Annotated in this window: 25 protein-coding genes and 1 pseudogene; 10 read left to right on the plus strand and 16 right to left on the minus strand. The window is 60.9% G+C overall.

Features of this window, described 5'->3' with window-relative positions:
- Positions 1-54 precede the first annotated feature (54 nt).
- Positions 55-687, minus strand: coding sequence for a TetR/AcrR family transcriptional regulator (locus tag DI606_RS15345; RefSeq protein WP_293984577.1), 633 nt, complete (start codon positions 685-687; stop codon positions 55-57).
- A gap of 300 nt (positions 688-987) precedes the next feature.
- A complete protein-coding gene (locus tag DI606_RS15350) occupies positions 988-2,223 on the minus strand; it encodes a cytochrome P450 (RefSeq protein WP_293984579.1) in 1,236 nt (411 codons plus the stop codon).
- A 152-nt stretch (positions 2,224-2,375) separates the two neighbouring features.
- On the opposite strand from DI606_RS15350, the gene DI606_RS15355 reads away from it, so the two are divergent.
- Positions 2,376-3,212 carry an MBL fold metallo-hydrolase gene (locus tag DI606_RS15355; RefSeq protein ID WP_293984581.1) on the plus strand — a complete coding sequence of 279 codons (837 nt, stop codon included), beginning with the start codon at positions 2,376-2,378 and terminating at the stop codon, positions 3,210-3,212.
- A 1-nt stretch (position 3,213) separates the two neighbouring features.
- Here DI606_RS15355 and DI606_RS15360 read toward each other — a convergent pair whose 3' ends face one another.
- On the minus strand, positions 3,214-3,684 hold the full coding sequence (locus DI606_RS15360; RefSeq protein WP_293984583.1) for a hypothetical protein: 471 nt from the start codon (positions 3,682-3,684) through the stop codon (positions 3,214-3,216).
- 182 nt (positions 3,685-3,866) lie between these two features.
- Here DI606_RS15360 and DI606_RS15365 point away from each other — a divergent pair, with 182 nt between their 5' ends.
- Both DI606_RS15365 and DI606_RS15370 read left to right on the plus strand, forming a co-directional pair.
- Complete coding sequence (locus DI606_RS15365) at positions 3,867-4,673, plus strand: SDR family NAD(P)-dependent oxidoreductase (protein ID WP_293984584.1); 807 nt, start codon at positions 3,867-3,869, stop codon at positions 4,671-4,673.
- Between the two features lie 39 nt (positions 4,674-4,712).
- Complete coding sequence (locus DI606_RS15370; RefSeq protein WP_293984586.1) at positions 4,713-5,150, plus strand: nuclear transport factor 2 family protein; 438 nt, start codon at positions 4,713-4,715, stop codon at positions 5,148-5,150.
- Positions 5,151-5,203: 53 nt separating this feature from the next.
- Here DI606_RS15370 and DI606_RS15375 read toward each other — a convergent pair whose 3' ends face one another.
- The 4 genes from DI606_RS15375 to DI606_RS15390 form a co-directional block, all read right to left on the minus strand.
- Positions 5,204-6,151, minus strand: coding sequence for a phytanoyl-CoA dioxygenase family protein (locus DI606_RS15375; protein WP_293984587.1), 948 nt, complete (start codon positions 6,149-6,151; stop codon positions 5,204-5,206).
- A gap of 147 nt (positions 6,152-6,298) precedes the next feature.
- Positions 6,299-6,556, minus strand: coding sequence for a cytochrome C oxidase subunit IV family protein (locus DI606_RS15380; RefSeq protein WP_293984588.1), 258 nt, complete (start codon positions 6,554-6,556; stop codon positions 6,299-6,301).
- Positions 6,557-6,568: 12 nt separating this feature from the next.
- Positions 6,569-7,150 (minus strand): cytochrome c oxidase subunit 3, encoded by a 582-nt coding sequence (locus tag DI606_RS15385; protein ID WP_293984590.1) that lies wholly within the window; start codon positions 7,148-7,150, stop codon positions 6,569-6,571.
- Positions 7,150-7,851 (minus strand): hypothetical protein, encoded by a 702-nt coding sequence (locus tag DI606_RS15390; RefSeq protein ID WP_293984591.1) that lies wholly within the window; start codon positions 7,849-7,851, stop codon positions 7,150-7,152. The genes DI606_RS15385 and DI606_RS15390 overlap by 1 nt, the downstream gene beginning before the upstream one ends.
- A 181-nt stretch (positions 7,852-8,032) precedes the next feature.
- Between DI606_RS15390 and DI606_RS15395 the strand changes: the two genes are divergently transcribed.
- On the plus strand, positions 8,033-8,425 hold the full coding sequence (locus DI606_RS15395; RefSeq protein ID WP_293984592.1) for a nuclear transport factor 2 family protein: 393 nt from the start codon (positions 8,033-8,035) through the stop codon (positions 8,423-8,425).
- Complete coding sequence (locus DI606_RS15400; protein ID WP_293984593.1) at positions 8,422-9,789, plus strand: phosphotransferase; 1,368 nt, start codon at positions 8,422-8,424, stop codon at positions 9,787-9,789. The genes DI606_RS15395 and DI606_RS15400 overlap by 4 nt, the downstream gene beginning before the upstream one ends.
- Before the next feature lie 72 nt (positions 9,790-9,861).
- Here the strand turns inward: DI606_RS15400 and DI606_RS15405 are convergent, their stop codons facing one another.
- Complete coding sequence (locus DI606_RS15405; RefSeq protein WP_293984595.1) at positions 9,862-10,506, minus strand: glutathione S-transferase family protein; 645 nt, start codon at positions 10,504-10,506, stop codon at positions 9,862-9,864.
- A gap of 29 nt (positions 10,507-10,535) precedes the next feature.
- Between DI606_RS15405 and DI606_RS15410 the strand changes: the two genes are divergently transcribed.
- The 4 genes from DI606_RS15410 (at position 10,536) to DI606_RS15425 (ending at position 13,064) form a co-directional block, all read left to right on the plus strand.
- Positions 10,536-11,051 (plus strand): limonene-1,2-epoxide hydrolase family protein, encoded by a 516-nt coding sequence (locus DI606_RS15410; protein WP_293984597.1) that lies wholly within the window; start codon positions 10,536-10,538, stop codon positions 11,049-11,051.
- Positions 11,052-11,055: 4 nt separating this feature from the next.
- Positions 11,056-11,685: a glutathione S-transferase family protein gene (locus DI606_RS15415; RefSeq protein ID WP_293984598.1), complete on the plus strand. Its 630-nt coding sequence runs from the start codon at positions 11,056-11,058 to the stop codon at positions 11,683-11,685.
- A gap of 6 nt (positions 11,686-11,691) precedes the next feature.
- Positions 11,692-12,507 (plus strand): SDR family oxidoreductase, encoded by an 816-nt coding sequence (locus tag DI606_RS15420; RefSeq protein ID WP_293984600.1) that lies wholly within the window; start codon positions 11,692-11,694, stop codon positions 12,505-12,507.
- A 176-nt stretch (positions 12,508-12,683) separates the two neighbouring features.
- Positions 12,684-13,064, plus strand: coding sequence for a VOC family protein (locus DI606_RS15425; protein ID WP_293984602.1), 381 nt, complete (start codon positions 12,684-12,686; stop codon positions 13,062-13,064).
- Between the two features lie 19 nt (positions 13,065-13,083).
- On the opposite strand, the gene DI606_RS15430 is transcribed toward DI606_RS15425, so the two are convergent.
- From DI606_RS15430 to DI606_RS15455, 7 genes and pseudogenes are all read right to left on the minus strand, one after another.
- Positions 13,084-14,202, minus strand: a complete 1,119-nt coding sequence (locus DI606_RS15430; protein WP_293984603.1) for a phosphotransferase — start codon at positions 14,200-14,202, stop codon at positions 13,084-13,086.
- A 70-nt stretch (positions 14,203-14,272) separates the two neighbouring features.
- The gene (locus DI606_RS15435) at positions 14,273-15,184 is read right to left on the minus strand and encodes an AraC family transcriptional regulator (protein ID WP_293984604.1); all 912 of its coding nucleotides are present in this window, start codon (positions 15,182-15,184) and stop codon (positions 14,273-14,275) included.
- 75 nt (positions 15,185-15,259) lie between these two features.
- Positions 15,260-15,676: a nuclear transport factor 2 family protein gene (locus DI606_RS15440; RefSeq protein ID WP_293984605.1), complete on the minus strand. Its 417-nt coding sequence runs from the start codon at positions 15,674-15,676 to the stop codon at positions 15,260-15,262.
- Positions 15,677-15,686: 10 nt separating this feature from the next.
- Positions 15,687-16,061 carry a molybdopterin dinucleotide binding domain-containing protein gene (locus DI606_RS20365; protein ID WP_367119482.1) on the minus strand — a complete coding sequence of 125 codons (375 nt, stop codon included), beginning with the start codon at positions 16,059-16,061 and terminating at the stop codon, positions 15,687-15,689.
- Positions 16,062-16,497: 436 nt separating this feature from the next.
- A pseudogene (locus DI606_RS20370) lies at positions 16,498-16,935 on the minus strand (molybdopterin-dependent oxidoreductase); the annotation flags it as partial.
- An 83-nt stretch (positions 16,936-17,018) separates the two neighbouring features.
- On the minus strand, positions 17,019-17,216 hold the full coding sequence (locus DI606_RS15450; RefSeq protein WP_293984608.1) for a hypothetical protein: 198 nt from the start codon (positions 17,214-17,216) through the stop codon (positions 17,019-17,021).
- A 22-nt stretch (positions 17,217-17,238) separates the two neighbouring features.
- A complete protein-coding gene (locus DI606_RS15455) occupies positions 17,239-17,520 on the minus strand; it encodes a hypothetical protein (protein WP_293984610.1) in 282 nt (93 codons plus the stop codon).
- A 249-nt stretch (positions 17,521-17,769) separates the two neighbouring features.
- Here DI606_RS15455 and DI606_RS15460 point away from each other — a divergent pair, with 249 nt between their 5' ends.
- Entirely contained in the window at positions 17,770-18,597 is an 828-nt protein-coding gene (locus DI606_RS15460; protein ID WP_293984612.1) for an SDR family NAD(P)-dependent oxidoreductase, read from the plus strand.
- Between the two features lie 30 nt (positions 18,598-18,627).
- On the opposite strand, the gene DI606_RS15465 is transcribed toward DI606_RS15460, so the two are convergent.
- The gene (locus tag DI606_RS15465) at positions 18,628-19,722 is read right to left on the minus strand and encodes an aminoglycoside phosphotransferase family protein (protein ID WP_293984613.1); all 1,095 of its coding nucleotides are present in this window, start codon (positions 19,720-19,722) and stop codon (positions 18,628-18,630) included.
- Between the last annotated feature and the right edge of the window lie 181 nt (positions 19,723-19,903).

A 19,903-nucleotide genomic window follows, 5' to 3' on the forward strand; every position in this document is an offset into this window, starting at 1 on the left:
GCTTGATCGGCAAACTCGTCGATATCTTCCAGCCTCAGGAATGCGCCAACTACTTCAGATCGTGCGGCTATGAACCAGAATGATCGAAAACTGCTCTAGAAAGCCGGCATCGCCCCTTACCTCTCCTCGAGCTATCTTCGCCTTGAAAAATTCCACCAGTGGGACGCCTAGATTCTGCCGAAATACTGACTTTGATTGCCTGGCAAGGTCGGCATGGCTGATCGACGCCCCCACCAGTGTGCGGGCCATTTCATAAAAAGGACGCCCCCCGAAGACTGGCTGGATCATGCGGCATATGTGCAGGGCAGCAAATTGCCTTAAAATATCTTCGATGGGCCCATCGGCATCCAAGACTTGCCGCAGCGGGGCGGCGGCCTGTGTCACCGCATCAAGGACGCAGTGCATGAACAGGTCGGACTTGTCGTGGAAATATTTGTAGATGGTCGCTTTGCCAACACCGGCAGACAAAGCCACATCGTCCAGATTGGCGGCTTCGAAGCCTTTGGTCAGAAATTCGTTGGATGCGGCATATAGGATGCGCAAACGGCGAGCATCGCCTGTATCGCTGGTTCGATGGACTTTCAGCTGGTGAGGTGACGTCGGTAGGACTGCCCCACGGCTTGCCAGAGAATTCATCGCACCAATCCCGCCAACTTTCTCGTTATTCGGCAGATGCTTCCCCCGCATGGCGATGTCGCAACGTCGAAGCGGCGTGCATCTGGCTGAAGGGATTGATGCGCTTAAGCGCTGCTTTCTCCGCCTGTCGTAGGACAGGTGAGGGGTGAATGTACAGCCGGCTTCACGGTCGCGAGGCGCCTCGATCACACGGCGATGGTGTTTGGCCCGTTGGCAAACGCCCAACGGCACCCGGGCGGTCGATAGAAAGATATCATTCTGCTTTAATATGGTCGGCGATAGAGCGCCCACTAAAAAACCTGCCGCAGCCCATTGGGACTGCGGCAGGCTCCATGAGATTCAGACCGCGCGTCAGGCTTGCAGGTAGAGCTTGCCGATGTGGCGGGCGCGGGGGGTGGAGGTGTCCCACTCCAGAGCGTCGGACCGATCAGCCAAGCGCAGGTTCGGCATCTTCTCGACCACTTTCTGGATCAGCAGAGGGACCACATTGCGCGTGATCGCGTTGCCGATACAGGTGTGCATGCCATGGCCAAATGCCAGATGATCCTTAATATTAGGCCGATCGATGTCGAACTTATAGGGATCGGGATAGACCGCAGGATCATGGCAAGCAACGCCGAGCATGACATAGGTTGGCATGCCTTTAGGGATGACCTTGCCTCCAACCTCAACATTATCGGCCGCGAAACGCATCACGAGCGAGACGGGAGGATCGAGGCGCATGCTTTCTTCCAGCACGTTGATCGCAAGAGAAGGATCCTGCCGGACCCGCTCTGTGATATCTGGATTTTTAGCCAGATTCATCAGTGAAGCGGCAGCAGCGCCAGCGACTGTCGATACGCCGCCGATCAGGAGCACGATCATCATCGCCATCATCTCGTCGTCATCGATGGCACCGCCCTCGGCGCCATCGGCGATGACGCCGATCAGATTGCGGCATTCGCCCTTGCGAGCCAGTTCCTGCTGCTGCTTGCAATAGGCAGCGCCTGCCGCCCAGGCATCTAGATAGGCCTGAGGTTTGGGGTCGCCAGGGCGCATCTTGTCAAGCAAAGGCAACGTCATGACATAGTTCATGAAGATCGCCTGATCCTTGTCCTCGATCCCCATGAAATGGCGGAGAAGCGTGTCGATCGACAGGATTTTGGTAAGGTCGCCCAGAGCCTCGAACGAGCCGCCATTGGCCATAATCTTATCGATAAGGGAATCGATCATGACGGCGGCGTTTTCGTTCAACATCTGCGTGCGCTTCGGCGTGAACGCGGGATTCACGACCTTCCGGCGACGGGTGTGATCTGGCGGGTCCGAATAGTTCATCACCGGCAGGCCATTGAAGAAGTCGATCCGCTCCATGCCGGGCAGACCCTTGGGCTTCAGACTGGAAAAACCCTTAAAGTTGCGCAGCACGGCCTGACACTGGGAGAATCCCGCGATGTAAGCCGACGGGACGCCTTCCATCGTGATAAATCCGGGAGATTCGGCCAGTAGCAAGGGATGATATTTTTCCGGGTTTTCCCGGAATTCCACGCTGAAAGGATCGAAATCTGAAAATTCCAGCCCTTCCACGCTTTCTACGAATTGCGTTGCCATCCTTCGCTCCAAATAGATGCTGTTGTTATATACCTACTATCGGCCAACCAGAGCGGTTTTGCCAAGCCGCAAAACCGGGTAGTTCCGCAAGGTTTCGCTGTGTTTTTTACAGCCTCACGGTATAACTGAGGCCGGGAGTAGGATGCTGCTATATGCGCTGGGGCGACCTGGAACTGCAACGAGTGGAGGAGGCACGTATCGACGTGCCCGTCGCTCTGCTGACCGGTGGAACCGCAAAGATGGCAGGCTCCGACCTTCAGAGCTTCCAGCTTGTGTTCCAGAGTTGGATCCTGCGGCATCGGGGCTTGGTCATACTGATCGATCCTTGCGCCGGAAACGGGCGCGACCGGCCGGCAATGCCTCATTTTCACCAGCTCGAAACGCCGTATCTGGATCGCCTTCGCGAGACGGGTATAGCGCCGGAGCAGGTTGACATTGTTTTTTGCACGCATCTGCACTGCGATCATTGCGGCTGGAACACGCGCAGGCAGGATGGGCGATGGGTCCCCACCTTTCCCAACGCCCGCTACCTTCTCGTTCGGCGGGAAGTGGAACGCTGGGGCAGCGGGCGGGATGATCATGCAGTCATCGATTATAATGTCGGCGTGTTCGAGGATAGCGTTCAACCGATATTGGAGGCTGGCCTTGCCGATCTGGTCGAGGCTGGGCATCGAGTTGCGCCGGGTGTCTGGATAGAGCGCGCGCCGGGCCATACATTTGGCCACTCGATATTGCGCGTCGCCCAGGACGGGGGCGAAATCATCTTCACCGGGGATTGTTTCCATCATCCGCTGCAGATAGCCGATTGCAGCCTTCACCTGGGTGGCTGCGACGATCTGGATCAGGCGATAGCGACGCGGGAAAGGCTACGCGGCGTTCTGGCCGAGACTGGAGCGCTGATGGTGCCCGCGCATTTCGAGGCGCCGCATATGGGGCACGTCGTGAAGCAGGACGGCCAGTTTCGATTTCGTCCGTGGCTGGGCCGATAAATCAGCCGATCGCCAAGCGGACCCAGCGTGCCCAGTCTTCGCCATCGGGCCGGGGCCGGGGCGCGTCGGTCAACATGATCGTGCGCCACCCGCCATCGGCGTTGCGCATCATATAACCCGAATCCCAGCGTTCCAATATATGCCCGTCGCGGTCATATCGAGCGCCGGTCGCCTGAAGCCAGACAAGACCCTCTCCGATGGACTGCGCCTCAACCGAGTCGATCCGGACGTCTCCGCTCCACCCCCTTTCGAAATAGCCGCGATACCGTTCCAGAAACGCCCGTTCGAACGGCTCTTGCTCGACAAAAAGAATGTTTCCTTTCGACAGAATCAGAAGGGGGAATGACCATGCGGCCAGCAGAGAGAGGCTGAAACTTCCACCGGTCTTCAACGCCCACAGGACGGCCGCAGGATAACGGGCGATATAGTTTCGATAGGCAGCGATCGCTGCATGCGATTGAATGTCGGTCATCGCACCAGTCTGCTCTGGCGGCGGCGAGGTCCTGTCCTGTCCTGTGGCAGGCGCCAGCGATGGCGAGACGGGTGCCGTTCCCCTCCGCAAGACAGGTTTCATCCGGGCCGTAGTGCGTTGCCCTTAAGCTAGAGGGACTGCGGCATCGCGCGGCAGATCACCGGGAAATGGAGGAGGATGAAATGGCGCGCCTGGAAGACAAGGTCTGCATCATTACCGGCAGCGGTAGCGGCATAGGGCGGGCAAGCGCCCTGATGTTCGCGCGAGAGGGGGCGACCGTGATCGTCGCCGATATTCGCGCCGAAGCTGCTGAAACGACGGCGCAGGCGATTGTCGATGCCGGCGGGACGGCGCGGGCCATGACAGTCGATGTCGGGGAATCGACCGACCTTGAACGTCTCATTGGGCAAACGGTCAGTGACTTTGGCCGCATCGATGTTCTGTTCAACAACGCGCTTTACGTCAATCAGGACCATGCCATGCGCGACATGGATTTCCTTCAATTCGATCCGGCAATCTTCATGGCGAATTTGCGGGTGAACGTGCTGGGCGCGGTGATGGCGAGCAAGCTTGCCATACCGCATATGCTGGAGCGCGGGACAGGATCGATCATTTCGACATCCTCCGGCAGTTCGATGGGCGGCGACATTACCGCCTATAGCTATGGATCGTCGAAAGCGGCGCTCAACTGGTTCGTCCAGGCGATCGCCGCGACCTATGGCAAGCAGGGTATCCGCAGCAATGCGATCCTGCCGGGGCCGACCCAGACCCCCGCCAAGCTGCAATGGTCCACGCCAGAGATGGACCGGCTGTTCCTCGAAGTGCTGAACACGCCCTTTATCGGGGAGCCGGAAGATATCGCCGCCATGGCGCTATTTCTGGCATCCGACGAGTCCCGTTACGTCAATGGCATGCTGTATCCGGTGGATGGCGGCCAAAGCTGCGCGGTGCCGTTCATCAGCGTGACAAGGGCGCTTTCCGCAAGCTGACGGGACGATATTTCAACTGAATGAGGGAAGGGATGCACGATGGGTATCGAACTGGAAAACAAGGTACGGGAATTTTGCGCCGCCTGGGGCGATGGCACCGATGAAAGCAGGCCGGACGTCGAGAAAATCCTGTCGATGATGGCGCCGGACGCCGAATGGCAATTGTGGGTGCCGGGCGGGCCGGTGGTGAAGGGCCGCACAGCGCTTCGCGCCGAGATCGAACGACAGATGGCATTTGCCACCAACAATAAATGCAACGAAGTGACCATCCTGTCGAACGACCGGATGGTCATGCAGGAAAGGTCGGATACCGCCATCATCATGGGGCGGCCCTGCCCGCATCAAATGGTTGCGATCTACGAATTCGACGAAGAAGGCCTGATATCGCGCTGGCGCGAATATCTCGATATGGCGGACCTGACGCGCAAGATGGGAATAGACGAGGCGGCGGCGGGCGGAACCGAGGTTCCGGCCTGATCGCTTCGGGTTCCGGCGGGACGGCCTAAACGTCCCGCCAGCGACCCCATGGATCAAAGATGCGGTCGCAGAATCAGCGCCCGCCCGTCGTCCCGCGTGGCCATGACGGAGGTGCCGGGCGGAAGCTCGGCAGGGGCCTGAAATCGCGTGATAGGCATGGGATTCGGGCTTCCGGGAACGGGCCCGCGCACGATGGTGTAGTCGTCCAGTCGCAAGGTCACGTCGCCGAATTCCTCGGTCATGACGGTGACTTCATCGGCTGAGATCGTCTTAACCTTGCCCACCACGGGCAGCGGGTGGGACCGGCGCATCGCGCGGATGTCGAGCGACAGGCGGAAGCGGTCGGCGCTCTTGTTGCCAAGTCCGTAATGCGGCATGGACTTGGTGAAGATCAGCACGTCGTCGGGCTGATAGTGAGCGCGGGTCCAGCTGTCCTCAGGAATGGCCGGTCCCTGCGAAAAACCGACCTTGCCGTCGGTCACATCCATGTAACCGCGTTGGTGCTGCCCCTCGGCGATGACAATCCCGCCTGTATGCTCGTCGATTTCGGCCAGCGGAATCCAGCAGGTGACAAATTCGATCCCCGGATTGGACATGCCGTCCTGATGCAGACCGAGATAGGCCTTGTCGTCTTTCGTCTTGCTGGGCGCGACCAACCGGTAATAGTCGATCGGAATCCAGTAGATCTGGTCGGCTAGCACCTCTTCGAAGAAGGCGTTGATGCGGGGATCCTTGACGAAATTCTGCCATGCGCGCCGTTTGTGGAGGTCCTCGAACGTCGCCGGGAAATTCTCGATCGGCTTGCCGTTCCAGATCGGCTCGCTGCTGCCGGCGTCGACAAGGTCCAGCTTCCGCAGTTCGGCCAGATACTCGTCACGCATGGCGCCGACGGCGTCTTTGTCGAGCACATCGCGAAAGAACCAATAACCATGTTCGGACCAGATGCGGTCCAATGCGTCCCGGTCGCCCAGGGCATGGTTCGATTCAATCAGTTCGCGCATTTCCTTCCTCTCCAATATCGCGCCGGCGTAAAAATAGCGCAGTTTCGTAAAGCGCGCCATTCAGGAGGCGCTGCCATCCCCCAAAAGGACCATGGCGCGTCCCTGCTGGCCATGCTGCGGAACCGACCGGTTTTCCGCCGCGCGTCGTCAGTAGGCGAACAGCACGATCAGGACCAGGCAGGTGACGACCGCCCATGCCTGAAACATCCACAGCATCATGGGCGGGGCGTGCCGCAATTCCATGAATTCCCGCCCCACCAGCAACGCCTTGGAAAAGGCGATGATCAGTATGAGGGAGCGGAGAAGAGACGCGCTGCCCAGTGTCATCGTCTCGAAGGAGAGAAAGGTGGCAACGACAAGGATCGCCCAGATCAGAGTGATGCGGTTGCGCAACATCATGCCCATCGGTGGATATCCCTAAAGCAGGTAAAGAAGAGCGAAGAGAATGATCCACAAAAGATCGACCAAGTGCCAAAAGGCACCGCTGCCTTCGATCAATGCGGGACCGCCCTGCAACTGGCCAGCCCGGTCGAACCGGGAAAGGGCGAAGCCCAGCGCGCCCAGTCCGATCAGCACATGCACAAGGTGGATACCCGTGAACATATAATAATAAATCGAGAAACTGTTGCTGTTGAGCGTAAAGCCCTGAGCGATCTTGGCGGAATATTCGAACGCCTTGACGATCACGAAGCCACTGCCGAGCATGATCGCGCCTAACAGCAGCGGTCGGGCATTTTTATCGCCCCTGCGCACGGCTGCGACAGCTTGGGCGACGAAAAGGCTGCTGGTCAGCAGGAGCAGGGTGTTGAGAAGTCCCAGATGGCGGTCGAGGAGGGCTTGGGATGTTTCGAACAGCGCCAGCTCCTGTTGCCGGGCAACGGCGTAGGTGATGAAAAATACGGCGAAGACGAGCAGGTCTCCGAAGATGAAGACCCAAAGCCCCTCTTCGCCCGGAACGTGGCGGCGGGACTGCGGCGTGGCGGCTTGCGAGGCAGGCATCAGTCGGCCCCAAGCGCGTCGCGTTTGATCGCCGCCAGCATGGCGAAGATCATAAGGTTGAACCAAATGCCGAACACGACCGCGGGCAGCCAGAAGGCCAGTACGCCGTTCCAGGCGAACGGACCTGTCTTGAACAGACCGATGGCGAGGCCGGGCAGCAGAAGGACGCCGGTCCACAGATTCATGTAGCCCAGCCAGCGCGGCAGGATCGGTTGAGGTCGCCGGTCGCCCAGAATGACAAAGCCGGTCAGCAGATTTTGCACGAAGGCGGGCACCGCCGGCATCACGAACAGGAGGAATGCGATGTCGCTCAATGCGCCGATGACAGCATCGGGCCGGTCGGAGCGATAAGCCGCTGCAGTAAAGATCAGACCGGCGAAGAACAGTGTGACGAAGCCATAGGCCACCACCATCACAAAGGCCCACGTCAATGGGGAAACCGGACCCTCGATCTTTTTCATGAAGGTAGCGACCGCCGCAAGAAAGGGGAAGAAAAGGACGGAAGATGAGGCGATCAATATGGCGCCGGCCAGAATGCCGGTCTGATGGCTGCGATAATAGTCCGCGACCTCCGCCACGGGCATCGAGGGCGCAAGCGGCGGGAACATATGCGCGACCGGCCATATGCCGACGAACATCATCGTGCCGGCAAGGGCGCCCATATAGGTGCACAGCTTCATGGTCGTGCTCTTTGTCGTCATAACCCCCTCCTTTCGTTCTTTCAGCGATTGCCCGGACAGTGTGGAGCGAAAGGAACGAGGCCACCCGCCCACGGATAGGGTTCTGCCATCCGGTAGCGCTGGCAAGGAAGCGGTAATGAATTCGCTGACGCGTTTGACAAAAACGCAAGGGCGATGACGCTGTGATTGCGGAGGAGAGCGGATGGCCGACATAGAGGCTAACAAGACGGTGGCGCGCCGCTACATGCGTGCGGTCGAACAGGGCGATATCGATACGATCGAGGCCTTGCAGCATCCCGATTGCCGCTGGTGGATACTTGGCCATGGTGAAATGAGCCGCGCCGACTTCATTGGCAGTGTCAAAGGCGGATTGCTGAGCGCGCAACGGCGCACGGTGGAGATCGTCGGGATCACCGCCGAAGGGGACCGTGTCGCGGTGGAGGTAAGGGGCGAGATGGTCTTTCCGGACCGCGTCTATCGCAACGAATATCATAATCTTCTGATTATTCGCGACGGCCAGATCGTTTCAGGCAAGGAATATATGGACACGCGGGCCGTGGCAGAGGCCTTTTCCGCCTGGGAGCAAGGCCAATGACAGATGCGACTGCGCTTAACAATTATGACGATGCGGCGGTGGGACGGATCACCGCCTTCGTAGAGGAGCTGACAGGCGGCAAGGTAGTCGGCCTGGAACGGCTGGTCCGCTGGCGTCCTTCCTGGTTCGTCGATGTGCAGCAGGGCGATGCCATTCGCAGGTTGCATCTGCGCGGCGATCGCGGCGGCGACGTATCGATCTTTCCCGACCTGAAGCGCGAGGCCGACGTCATCGAGCTGTTGCACAAGCAGGGGCTGCCGGTGCCGGAGATTCATGGCTATCTGGCCGACCCGCCCTGTATCGTGATGGAGGCCATCGAGGGAACCCGCGACTTTTCGCCGCTGGACGCGACGACCAAAAGCGCTGTCGGTCGCGCCTATATGCGGGCGGTCGCCGCCATGCATGGATTGCCGGTCGAACCGTTTGTGGATGCTGGCGTCCATCTGCCCGAAGGCGCGGAAGCCATCGCGCTGGTGGGCCTGGACGCCTATATGCCGCATTACCGGCGGACCAAGAGCCGACCGGAGCCGCTGCTGGAATTCGTCATCCGCTGGCTGGGCCGCAACGTACCGCGCGATCGCCAGCGCGCCAGCTTCATCCAGTTCGATTCAGGCCAGTATCTGGTCGAAAAGGGCGCGATGACGAAGCTGTACGATTTCGAATTCTCGATGATCGGCGACCCGCTGGTCGACATTGCGACCATGGGAATGCGCAACAGCTATGAACCGTTGGGCGCACCCTTGCCCGAGCTGGTGCGCTATTATGAGGAAGCGACGGGCGAGCCGGTCGATCATGAAGCGGTGATTTTTCACGTCCTGCAATTTTCCCTGCTGGGAACGATGCAGTTTACGGGAACCGTCGGCAAACCAAGTCCGGGCGATCCGCATTCCGTCTATCTGATGTTCGACCTGTCGCTGCGGCGGTCGATCCTGCTGGCGTTGTCGCATTTGTCGGGCGTCGCCTTGCCCAGCTTGCCGGAGCTGGAGCAACGCAAGGGGGATAACGGGCCTTTGCTGGAAAAGCTGGTCGATACGCTCGCTACCCTGCCCGTTACGGGCGAGGCGGCCGAAGCGCACAAGACCCAGCTCGCCGAATTGATCGAATGGGTGCAGCGGGCCGACGACCATGGCGCGGAGATGGTGGCGCGCAATATCGCCGATGTTTCAGCCCTTTTGGGCGGTTCGTTCGACCGTTGGGACGCCGCCGCACAAGCGCTGGAAACCTATATCGCGGAGGCGGGGCCGCAGGAGGATGCGGCGCTGATCCATTTGCTTGCGACTATCGAAGGCAGGCGGCTTCAGCTGTTCGGTCCTACGGCTCTGGGCGAGGCGGCCCGTAATGTCGTCCTGCCGGTGACACGGTAGGTCATGGGGGTGGCGCAGCCCGCAGTAAAATAGGGACTTGGAGCTGCGATCCGATCCAGTCAGATCGCCGCTCTACTCGGGCTGGCTCCCGTCACGTGGATCATCGACGATGGCGCGCATCCGGCGATAGGCCGGGCGCGCCGCCATGCGTTTCACATAAGCGGCTATGTAGGGGTGGCCTTCGACGTCGACCGGCATGAACAGGCGCGTTGTGGTGAAGGGAAATGTCATCATGATGTCGGCGGCCGTGAACCGTTCGCCCGCGATGAAGGGCGTGCGCGAAAGCTGGTCGTCGACCATGGCCAGAAATTGCGCCGCCCTGGCCCGGCCCGCGATCCGCGATGGATGGTCATGGTCTATCCCCGACATTTCGGCCATGATCTCCGTAACCAGCGCGGGCATCAGCGACGCCTCTGAGAAATGAAACCAGAAAAGAAAGTCGGCATAGTCCCGGTCGCCCGGCGTCGGCCGCAGAACGCCGTTGCCCTGCGTCGTGGCGAGATATTCGACCACCGCCCCGCTTTCGGCGATCCGCTGGCCGTTCGCCTCGATCACCGGGGAAGATCCCATCGGATGCAGCGCTTTATAGGCCGGTTCCGCCGACCATGTTTCCAGCCGCTTGTAGAATTGAATCTCATAGGGGCTTTCCAGCTCCTCCATCAGCCACACGGCGCGTTCGGAGCGAGAGCGGTCGAGTTGGAACAGAGTGACGGTCATCGGATGCCTTCCCTGGATGAAAAGCAGGAATGGGCTGGCAAGGATGTTCATCAACCTATCTTTATCTAGGACACGTCCCCTGCGAGCCTGTGCAACGTCACGTAAAAGAGAGGAACAAGCCTGTGGCCCACGATAATCTTGAACGTGTCCTGCAATTTCTGAAGGAATTCCACGAAGCCCCCGATTTCGATCGGCTGGCCGCTTATTTTGCGCCGGGTTGCAGCTATCAGCCGCTGGTTCCGACCACCGCAACCTTCAAGGGTAGGCAGGCCATCGCCGACGTCCTGCGCAAGCAATATCAGACCTATTATGACTGCCGTTGCGAGATTCACGCGGCCGCAGCCAACGGACCCTTTGTTTTCACCGAAAGGTCCGATCATGTGACATTGCATAAGGGCGATCGGAAAGTTTCATCGCGGGTGTGCGCGGTGTTCGAATGCGATGGCGAGGGCCAGATCATGTCCTGGCGGGAATATTGGGACACCAGCGATGTCGCGCGCCAGATGGATATGGATGTCGACCATGTCGTTTCGGCTGCGGGGTGACCGCATGACTTTGCGTGTTCATCACCTAAGCGATTCCCGGTCGCAGAAAACCGTCTGGTTGCTCGAGGAACTGGGTTGCCCCTATGAGATGGTGCCGCATCTGCGCGAACCGGATACGCTGAAAGGGCCACCGGCGATGAAGGCGGCCCATCCCATCGGCAAGGCACCGATATTGGAAGCGGATGGGCAGGCCATCGTCGAATCGGGGGCCATCGCCGACTATCTTCTGCGCCTGTATGACGATGGCCGGTTGATGCCCAAGGGAAAGGGCCCCGAACAGCTGCGGTTCCTGGAATGGATGCACTTTGCCGTGTCCATCGGTTCGACCCCGGTGATGTTCCTTGCCTGGGGGCGGGCCTTTGGCATGGACGATGCCCCTTTCGTCTCCGCTGCCCGAGCGGAGATGGACCATGTACTGGCCTATCTGGAGGCGGGTCTGAGTCCTGGCCCCTATCTTATGGGAGCGGAATTTTCTGCGGCGGACATACAGGTCAGCTTCGTGGCCGAACTGGCGCGCGAATTTCACGCCATTGCGGGCTATCCCAACATCGTTGCTTGGTTGGCGCGATTGCAGGCGCGGCCCGCCTACCGGCGGGCGATGGCGGAACCTGTGCCCTATCGATTTGGAGGATAGCTTGTCATGAGGATGAACCTGAGCGGACGGGTCGCCATTGTGACCGGGTCGGGCGCCAATATCGGGGAAGCCTGTGCGCGGGCGCTGGCGGCAGCCGGTGCGCAGGTGGTTCTGGCCGATATCGCCATCGCGCGTGCCGAAGCGGTGGCCCAGTCCATCAACGCGGCGGGCGGGAAAGCCGTCGCCATGCCGCTCGACCTGGCGGAAGAGGGGAGCATCACCGCATTGGTCGATGCCGTCATGCGGCAGTGCGGCCGCATCGACATATTGCACAATAATGCCGCCGACACCCGCCTGGAACAGATGCTGGCGGATGGCTCTCTGCTCGATCTGGAGGCGGCGACATGGGACCGTGCGTTCCAGATCAATGCGCGTGGCACCATGTTGATGATCAAGACGGTCGCCCCGCACATGATCGCAAACGGCGGCGGCGCGATCATCAACACATCCACCGGCGTGTCGCTGGTCGGGGACATCAACAACCCATCCTATTCGGCGTCCAAGGCGGCGGTGAATGCGCTGACCCGCAATGCGGCGGTGCAGTTCGGCCGGTTCAATATCCGGGTCAATGCGGTTGCGCCGGGACTGGTTCTGTCGCCATTGGCCCGCGAGATGATGGACCGGGAGCAGATCGCCATGGTGCAGCGGCATGTGCTGCTGCCCCGCGAAAGCGTGCCGGAGGATATTGCCGGGACCGTGCTGTTCCTGGCATCGGATGCGGCGAGTTTCATCACAGGGCAGGTCATCGCCGTGGATGGCGGCATCGTTCATCACACCCCTTATGTGGCCGACATGCTGGACGGGATGAGCCGGGCGGGGTGAGGGCGCAGGGCCGAACGCTGAGGCAGGCTTCGGGCGGGCCACGGGCACCGGATTCGCTATGGTCGTCGGCATGACCTCGGCGCACGGTCCGATGCGCTCTTTCTGCCGGGTGGGCACGGATTGCAGCGCCCCGACGATCCGGCGTAACAGGGCGTTTCATTTCAGTAGAGGGCGACATGGGGATATTCACGCACGCCTGCTTGGGAACCAACGACCTGGAGCGGGCGGCTGTCTTCTACGACGCCGTGCTCGCGCCGCTGGGTATCGGCAATCTGGGACCCTTTCTCGACCAGGGGATCGGCTATGGGCGCCAGGTGGCCGAACTGCTGATCCTGCGCCCGATCGAAGGGCAGGCGACGCCATCGAACGGCGCAACCCTGAGCTTCAAGGCGCCAAATCGGGCCGCCGTCGATGATTTTCATCGGGCGGGGATCGCCGCCGGGGGCACGGACGCCGGGCTGCCGGGACCGCGCGCCGCCGTGCCGCACGCCTATGGCGCCTATCTGCTAGACCCGGATGGGAACAAGATATGCGCTTATTGCTTCCGCGCGCCCTGAACATGATCGGGGGTTCGGGCTAAACGTCGAACAGCGCGGCTAGATCGAGATCTTCCGCGGCGCGGGAAAAACGGTTCAAGGGGCCTTGAGACGGTTCATTGGGATTGATGTTCGTAAGCCAGGCTATCAGCCCCCAGACGATCCACCGCCTGTAATCGATCCAGGCACGTCTCCGGTCCAATGTCACGCCGTGACTGAGTAGCCGGGTGAAATAATGGTCGAACAGCGCCTGTTCATGACCGCGCCTGTCTTCCAGCTCCAGCGATCCGATGATGAAGTAGCTATAGTCGCGCCATGGCCGCCCCCGACGCGGAAGTTGCCAATCGAACCAAAGCCGTTCGCCATTGGGCGTACGATAGCAATTGCCCAGATGTGCATCGCCATGGATCAGGCAGAGCGGCGAGGAGTCCGCCCGTTCTTCACGGCATAGCTGTTGGAAGGCGGCATACAGCCGGTCGGGCGCCTCCGCGATCCAGGCGGGTAAAATGCTCAGCCATTGCCGATCCTTGCGGCGGACGTCGATTATATCCTTCAGGAGCATCCAATAGTCGTCGACGGGCGTATCGGCCGCGACGGAGGTCTGGAGCCAGTCGAGCCGATCGAGTTCCGGCCTGCTCCAACTGCTGCCGTGCAGATCGGCAAGGCTGTCTACCGCCTTGTAGGCGTCGGCAGGACTGATGCCGCTTGCCGACGTGCTGAAGGTTCCGCCACGCTCGACCAGATCCTCCAGGACGATGATGCCTTGCTGGCCCAGGCCGTCATCGTCCCAGTCCGCCATGTAGCAGCGGGGCGCTGGAATGTTGATGAAATGGGGCAAGTCATGGTAGAATCGGGCCTCTTGCACGCAAACCGCGCTGCTGCGGTCCTCTTCGATCCAGTTCGCCTTCAGGCATAATTGTTGGGGCAGGCCCGCCGCGTGGCCAGCTTCATTCAGTTCGACCCGGATTCGCGCCTTGCTCGTGTGGCCATCAATGAACTCGATCGTCTCCAGACGTTCGACCGCAACGCCGGGATAACGCTGCGCGAGAAATTGCGTCAGCCAACCGGCGTCTATTGCGGCGTAGCTGCGGGGCAGCCGCTCCTGGCGCTGCATATAGGCCCTAGGTTTCAATCCGTTCATCGACTTGTGTTGGGTCATGGTTGTTCCCGCCATTGCACCGATGCGGGTCAGCATAGCGGGTTGGTCGGCCGCTGTCGCAACGGCGGCTTTATTCCAGATTGGAAGCATTGCGCCGGGTTCCGGCCTGATCGGGGATGGAGGCACGAAACTGGCTGGGCGTAAGGCCAAATTCCTTGCGGAAAGCGGTGGCGAAGGCCGCGGCGCTTTCAAAACCGCTGAGATAGGCGATCTGCTTCATCATCAGGTCGCGCTTCGTTAACAGCGCGCTCGCCTTTTCCAGCTTCTTTTCCGCGACATAGCTTCTCAAGGTGCGTGCCGTGCTGCGCTGGAAGCGTTCCGACAGCACCCCCGGGCTCAGCGAGACCAGTTCAGCCAGTTCCACCAATGTCGGCGGGGGTTCGCCAACGGCTTCTATCCGGTCGCGAAGCAGCGCCATCTGCCTATCCGTCAGAGTCCCGCCGCGGCGGGGTTGTTCTCCACCGAGGCAGCGAATGATTTCGGCCCCCAGGAATGCCACCGCCGTTCCGATGTAGAAGGACCCGGCGAAGCTGGGGCGCAGCAGTTCATCGAATATCCGTTGCAGGATAAGATGAAGGCATGGACCGGCAACGTCGGCTGCGCGATCTGGCGGCAGGCTGTCCCACAGGACGTCGCGCCCGTCTTCGTCCTTCAGCAGGGCAGGGTCGATCAGGCACGACAGCATCGTGCGCGATCCCGCACTGATGCGGCAGTCCACCGTCTGGCGCGCCGGCACGAAAACGCATCGGCCGTTGCGATGCCAATGGGATGTCGCCTGCGGCACGAACTGGCTGAAGATCGGTTGGTCGTCGCTGATGGACATGTGCAGATAGTGCCATTCGGACCGGAATCGTCCTTCGCAATGCCGGGGGATATCGGCGCTATAGGCGCCGATCTCGTAAAGCGGGCCGACATGATGCGCATCGGCTCGCACCCTGATATCGGCGTCGGTTTGCAGAGTCTGGTCGATCGAAGCAACCATCACCCTCTCCTGCTGTTTGCGGGAGAGCATAACGCAAGGGGGCGGTCGCGTGCGTCCTGCCCAACGGCAGGGTATTCAAATCTCCCCGGCGGAGGCGCGGGGATCGAGATATTCCTTCACCCGGATGACCTGATCGCCCTCGATAAAGACCAGATCGTGGTAGCTGTTGCGATAGATGCGTTCGGGGAAGTGAAATTCCGATTCGGACTCGACAGCCACCCGGTCGCCCTCGGCAGTCACACCCAGCACGGTGTGGCGACGCTCGGTGGCCCTGTCGAGGGTTCGCGTCAGCATATTCAGCAGCGTCGCGCGATCGAATTCGCCATAGCCGATGACCCACCAGGTCGCCTTAGGGCTGAGGAGCCGGTCGATCTCTGCCTTGTCGCCATGCGCCATCGCATCGAGCAGGCCGACCGCGATCTTCTTGTTCTTCTCCAGTCGGGCGGCTGCTTCGCGCCATGCTTCCGATCGGTCTTCGTCCAACCCTGTCATGATCTTCTCCTCAACAATTTTCCCGGACCGGAGCAGTGCCGTCATGCCGACGAATGTTGACGGGAATGGCAGTCATTCGCGGCATTGCGTTGATGGTCTGCACGTCCCGGTCGGTGCTGATCAGCAGGTTAGGGGATGCCCCCTTGTCGCGCCAGTCCCCGCCGTCATCCGGCAGTCCGCCAAAACCATGGGATATGGACACGACGCCGCGTCGCACCGTGTTGTCCGCCTGCGCGTCGAGCAGGATCGATCCGTGGTCCGACGTGATTTCCACCGCGTCGCCCGATACCAGGTCCAGGGCGCGCAGATCGTCCGGGTTCATATAGGCGTGATTGCGCCTGAACTGTCTTTGCAGGTCGGGCAGGGTGTTGCCGATCGAATTCATTCGGTGGCGCGAACGGCGGCTCGACAGGAGGAAGGGGAAACGGCGATCCGCATCGGTCGAAAAAATTCGCCGTCATGGCCGCCATTTCCGCGGCCACATCCTGCGGGAAGAGGGTGAAGCGCCCGGCCGTGGCAGGGTCGGTTGGGTCGGCCAGCGTCTCTGCCGGATGGAAATAGCCCTGCGGATGCCGCCGCAGTTCCTCCAGCGTCACGGGCGCATCGCGCAGCGTCAGCGCGATCAGATCGTCTTCGCTGGGCGGCACGTCCATGTCGAGGGACGAGCCCATGAAATCGATCGGGCGGCCCGACCGCCGCGCCAACTCGTAGAAGACGCGCCATTCGTCGCATAGCTCCGCCTGGGGCGGCGGCTGGACGATCGCAGCGCTGTAGCGGGTGTATTGCTGGGGAAACAATGCCGCCTCGAACAGGTAGATCGGAATGTCGGGCCGCTCGAACTGCAATTTAGGGGGCAGGACATAATGCGACAGGCGTGCCGTTTCCGACATGACCGGGTCGATGCTGACCAGCAGGTCGAGCGATTTCAGCGCCTCGGTCATCTTGCGCTGGTCGGGTACGGCGGCGGCGGGATTGCCCCCATGGTTGAACAATATCCGCACCTGGCCATCCCCCGGCCGCAATATGTCGTCGGCCAAGGTGCCGGTCACCATCTCTCCGCCGATCAGGCCGAAGTCGCCGATGCGCGAGCGCGGCCCCGTTTCCCATGGCCGGGGCAGATTGACGACCTGTGCCGCCTTGGGGCCGGGGTTCATCACCAGACCGGGATTGTCGATACGTTCGCCAGCCCGCACGAACCGCCCGCACAGGATGTTGAGCGTGTCGACAAGATGCTGGGCCAGGTTGGAATGACGGGTCATGCCGATGCCGGTGCCGGATAGTGCCGTTCCTCTTTTACCCGGTCCTGCGAACCGGCGGGTTGCCGCGATCAGGTCGTCGGCCGCTATGTCCGCGGATGGAGCAGGCGGCTTTCATGCATATGCGCCTGCGGGGCGGCGGCACCCTTGGAACAGATATAACCCAAGCTGTGCGGATCGTCGCGGTCTCCATGGGCAGCGATCGGTCGGCCATCATCGTCGATCGAAACAATCAGCCCGCAATGGGCCGTGCAAATCCGGCAGAAGGTTCGTTCCTCGCGCATATCGTCTCTCCTGCGTCGCGGTTCACTGACCGCCGTTCATGGCGGCATGGGCTTCGGCATAGAGCGGCGAATGGGTGATGATGCCGGCGACGTCGTCGCGCGTCCCGACCGTCGGGCTGCGTATCTGCTTGCCGAACTGCGCCGCGATATTCCGGGTCAAATAATAAAGGGCTGCCTTCGATGCAGCATCGGTGATGTAGACAGAATGTCGATGATGCCGACCGCTCCCGGCGGTGAAGCGGCGTGCGGCGGGTTGTCCTAGGCGGCGCCCGACGCCCGCAACCTTGCCCCGCAGTCGGCTCATATTTCCGCTCCATCTTCCTTTTGGAAGGAAGGTAACCAATGCCGCGCAGGGTGCCCACGGCCAAGGCTATCTCCAAAGCTGGAAGATGTTATCCGGACTCCGATGGACACAGAAAGCCTGTCGCTTGCCGACCTGCCCGTTTCGACAGATCGGCACCGCATTTCATGTGGAGCCGCACGACCCTTTCCCCTAACACCTTGTAAGTGCGGTCGGCTTCGGCGCCGATCGGGTAAGCGGAAAGGATTTCATATGGCCGGTGCATTGGAAGAGCGGGTGGCGATCGTAACCGGGGCTGCGCAAGGTATAGGCAGGGAAGTGGCGGCGGTTCTGGCGCAGCGCGGTGCGACTGTCATTCTGGCCGATATTTTGGCGGACAGGGTGGAAGCGGCGGCTGACGCAATCCGGGCCAGCGGGGGGAAGGCCGATGCGGAGACGTTCGACCTGACCGACGAGGACAGCGTGAGGGCGGCGATTGCGCGCATCGTGGAGCGGCACGGGCGCATCGATATCATCCACAATAATGCCGCCTATCAGACGACAGAGCAGCGTGCCCACGACCTGGATGTCGTCAATCTGGCGACGGATGCGTGGGACCGCGCCTTTGCCGTCAATGCGCGAGGGCCGATGCTGCTGTGCAAGCACGCTTTGCCGACCATGATTGCGGGCGGCGGCGGTTCGCTTATCCATTCCGCGTCGGGATTTGGCCTGCTGGGCGAAATGACGCTGACTGCCTATGGTTCGTCCAAGGCGGCGCTCATCAATCTCAGTCGTTTCCTGGCCACCCAATATGGCAAGCGGGGTATCCGGTCGAATGTCATCGCCATCGGCTTCGTCCTGAGCGATACCGCCATCGAGACGACACCGCAGGCGGTGAAGGATGTGCTGCTTGACCACCATCTCAATCCTGAACTGGGCAGCCCGGGCGACATCGCCAATGTCGTTGCCTTCCTCGCGTCCGACGAATCCCGCTTCGTCAACGGGGCGATGATCCCGGTCGACGGCGGCTTTACCGCGCATCAGCCCACGATGGTGGACTTCCAGCGGCTGTTTCAGGCGTCGGGAAGCAACCAATTATGATCGGGATGGATTGAGGCGCCTGCCGCGGCTTCAAAGCAGCGCCTCGACCAGTTTCGCCGTGTCCAGGTCTTCATAGGCGGTGGTCAGCCTCAGATGATTGAGGACGTTGATTTCCCACCCGTAATTGATCACCGGCGTGGTCAGCCAGCCGACATAGACGCCCCAAACGAGGGCGCGTCGATATTCTTGCCAGGCACTGTCGAAGGACGGGCGATCTTCGACGCCCTCCTGACCCAGCCGGTCGAGGTAATAAGCGAGGAGGTCGCGTTCATGGGTCCGCCTGTCGCCGATCGATAAGCCGGTCGTTATGATGTAGTTGACATCATGCATCGCATAGCCACGCACGGCCAGTTGCCAATCGAGCAGGCCGGCGGTGCCGTCGGGAAGGCGGTAGGTGTTGCCAAGATGCGTGTCGCCGTGCAGCAGCGTCTGGGGCAGGGTCGATTGATGCCGCTGCACCGCCTGCACGCCCGCGAGCAGGCGGGCGGGCGTGGTGCGCAGGCGCTGAACCAGTTCGCGTTTGAAATTTTCGGTCTCGACCTCGTGCGCGATATAGGTTGGCGCAAGATCGTTCATCATCGTGGCGACGCCGCCCCTGACATGGGTTTCGACCCAGCGCAAATCCCTGTCGAACCGGGGCGATTGCCAGAACGTCGCGTGCAGACGGGCCAGTTGATCGAGCAGCGGCCGCACATCGTCCGGTCCGGTGCGCATCGTGACATTGGGGAAATGGGCATCCCGGGCGTTCAAATCCTCCAGCAACAGGCCAAAATGCGTCGTCGACGGATTGAAGTCGCCGCCGAAGCAGCGTGGCGCTTCGATATTCAGTTCCGGACGCAGGCAGACATACAGCGCGACTTCATTGGCGTAGAAGGGCGCCATGATCTGATCGACCGCGCGAGTGAGCTTCAGCACCAGCCGCGTGGGAAGGTCCGTGCGCGCGCCGGGCGCATGATCGACTTCGATCGAAACCCGTCCGGCGGTCGACACCATCTGTTCGCCATAGGTCTTGGCGTCGACGATCCGAACCGAAGCGACCCGTGCATCGGCCATGGTCGTCGCCATGAGGGCGTTGATATAATCGACGGTGATGCCAGCCGTCGAGGTCGGATGATCCAGGGGCATGTCGGTCCTCTCCTATGCCAACGCCATTTTTTTTGATCCCATGCGACGGCACAGGTGGCGGGGCATTTTGCGCGGCACGCACACGGGACTGTCAGGATTTCCGTGTGCGGCCGGGCGGTTGATCATCAGGCCGCCATGGCTCTGATGAAACGTTCGCCGAAGATCACGGCAAATTGCGCCT

The sequence above is a fragment of the Sphingobium sp. genome, from assembly GCF_003248505.1.
Lineage (GTDB): Bacteria > Pseudomonadota > Alphaproteobacteria > Sphingomonadales > Sphingomonadaceae > Sphingobium.

Excerpts from the sequence above, each read along its gene's own strand:
- DI606_RS15370 (WP_293984586.1), top strand. The coding sequence starts at position 4,713 with ATGGGTATCGAACTGGAAAACAAGGTACGGGAATTTTGCGCCGCCTGG.
- DI606_RS15465 (WP_293984613.1), bottom strand. The coding sequence starts at position 19,722 with ATGCCCCTGGATCATCCGACCTCGACGGCTGGCATCACCGTCGATTAT.
- DI606_RS15440 (WP_293984605.1), bottom strand. The coding sequence starts at position 15,676 with ATGACAGGGTTGGACGAAGACCGATCGGAAGCATGGCGCGAAGCAGCC.
- DI606_RS15355 (WP_293984581.1), top strand. The coding sequence starts at position 2,376 with ATGCGCTGGGGCGACCTGGAACTGCAACGAGTGGAGGAGGCACGTATC.
- DI606_RS15350 (WP_293984579.1), bottom strand. The coding sequence starts at position 2,223 with ATGGCAACGCAATTCGTAGAAAGCGTGGAAGGGCTGGAATTTTCAGAT.
- DI606_RS15400 (WP_293984593.1), top strand. The coding sequence starts at position 8,422 with ATGACAGATGCGACTGCGCTTAACAATTATGACGATGCGGCGGTGGGA.
- DI606_RS15375 (WP_293984587.1), bottom strand. The coding sequence starts at position 6,151 with ATGCGCGAACTGATTGAATCGAACCATGCCCTGGGCGACCGGGACGCA.
- DI606_RS15345 (WP_293984577.1), bottom strand. The coding sequence starts at position 687 with ATGCGGGGGAAGCATCTGCCGAATAACGAGAAAGTTGGCGGGATTGGT.
- DI606_RS15365 (WP_293984584.1), top strand. The coding sequence starts at position 3,867 with ATGGCGCGCCTGGAAGACAAGGTCTGCATCATTACCGGCAGCGGTAGC.
- DI606_RS15460 (WP_293984612.1), top strand. The coding sequence starts at position 17,770 with ATGGCCGGTGCATTGGAAGAGCGGGTGGCGATCGTAACCGGGGCTGCG.
- DI606_RS15435 (WP_293984604.1), bottom strand. The coding sequence starts at position 15,184 with ATGGTTGCTTCGATCGACCAGACTCTGCAAACCGACGCCGATATCAGG.
- DI606_RS15455 (WP_293984610.1), bottom strand. The coding sequence starts at position 17,520 with ATGAGCCGACTGCGGGGCAAGGTTGCGGGCGTCGGGCGCCGCCTAGGA.
- DI606_RS15385 (WP_293984590.1), bottom strand. The coding sequence starts at position 7,150 with ATGCCTGCCTCGCAAGCCGCCACGCCGCAGTCCCGCCGCCACGTTCCG.
- DI606_RS15430 (WP_293984603.1), bottom strand. The coding sequence starts at position 14,202 with ATGACCCAACACAAGTCGATGAACGGATTGAAACCTAGGGCCTATATG.
- DI606_RS15360 (WP_293984583.1), bottom strand. The coding sequence starts at position 3,684 with ATGACCGACATTCAATCGCATGCAGCGATCGCTGCCTATCGAAACTAT.
- DI606_RS15410 (WP_293984597.1), top strand. The coding sequence starts at position 10,536 with ATGGGCTGGCAAGGATGTTCATCAACCTATCTTTATCTAGGACACGTC.
- DI606_RS20365 (WP_367119482.1), bottom strand. The coding sequence starts at position 16,061 with ATGAATTCGATCGGCAACACCCTGCCCGACCTGCAAAGACAGTTCAGG.
- DI606_RS15405 (WP_293984595.1), bottom strand. The coding sequence starts at position 10,506 with ATGACCGTCACTCTGTTCCAACTCGACCGCTCTCGCTCCGAACGCGCC.
- DI606_RS15390 (WP_293984591.1), bottom strand. The coding sequence starts at position 7,851 with ATGACGACAAAGAGCACGACCATGAAGCTGTGCACCTATATGGGCGCC.
- DI606_RS15425 (WP_293984602.1), top strand. The coding sequence starts at position 12,684 with ATGGGGATATTCACGCACGCCTGCTTGGGAACCAACGACCTGGAGCGG.
- DI606_RS15420 (WP_293984600.1), top strand. The coding sequence starts at position 11,692 with ATGAGGATGAACCTGAGCGGACGGGTCGCCATTGTGACCGGGTCGGGC.
- DI606_RS15450 (WP_293984608.1), bottom strand. The coding sequence starts at position 17,216 with ATGCGCGAGGAACGAACCTTCTGCCGGATTTGCACGGCCCATTGCGGG.
- DI606_RS15395 (WP_293984592.1), top strand. The coding sequence starts at position 8,033 with ATGGCCGACATAGAGGCTAACAAGACGGTGGCGCGCCGCTACATGCGT.
- DI606_RS15380 (WP_293984588.1), bottom strand. The coding sequence starts at position 6,556 with ATGGGCATGATGTTGCGCAACCGCATCACTCTGATCTGGGCGATCCTT.
- DI606_RS15415 (WP_293984598.1), top strand. The coding sequence starts at position 11,056 with ATGACTTTGCGTGTTCATCACCTAAGCGATTCCCGGTCGCAGAAAACC.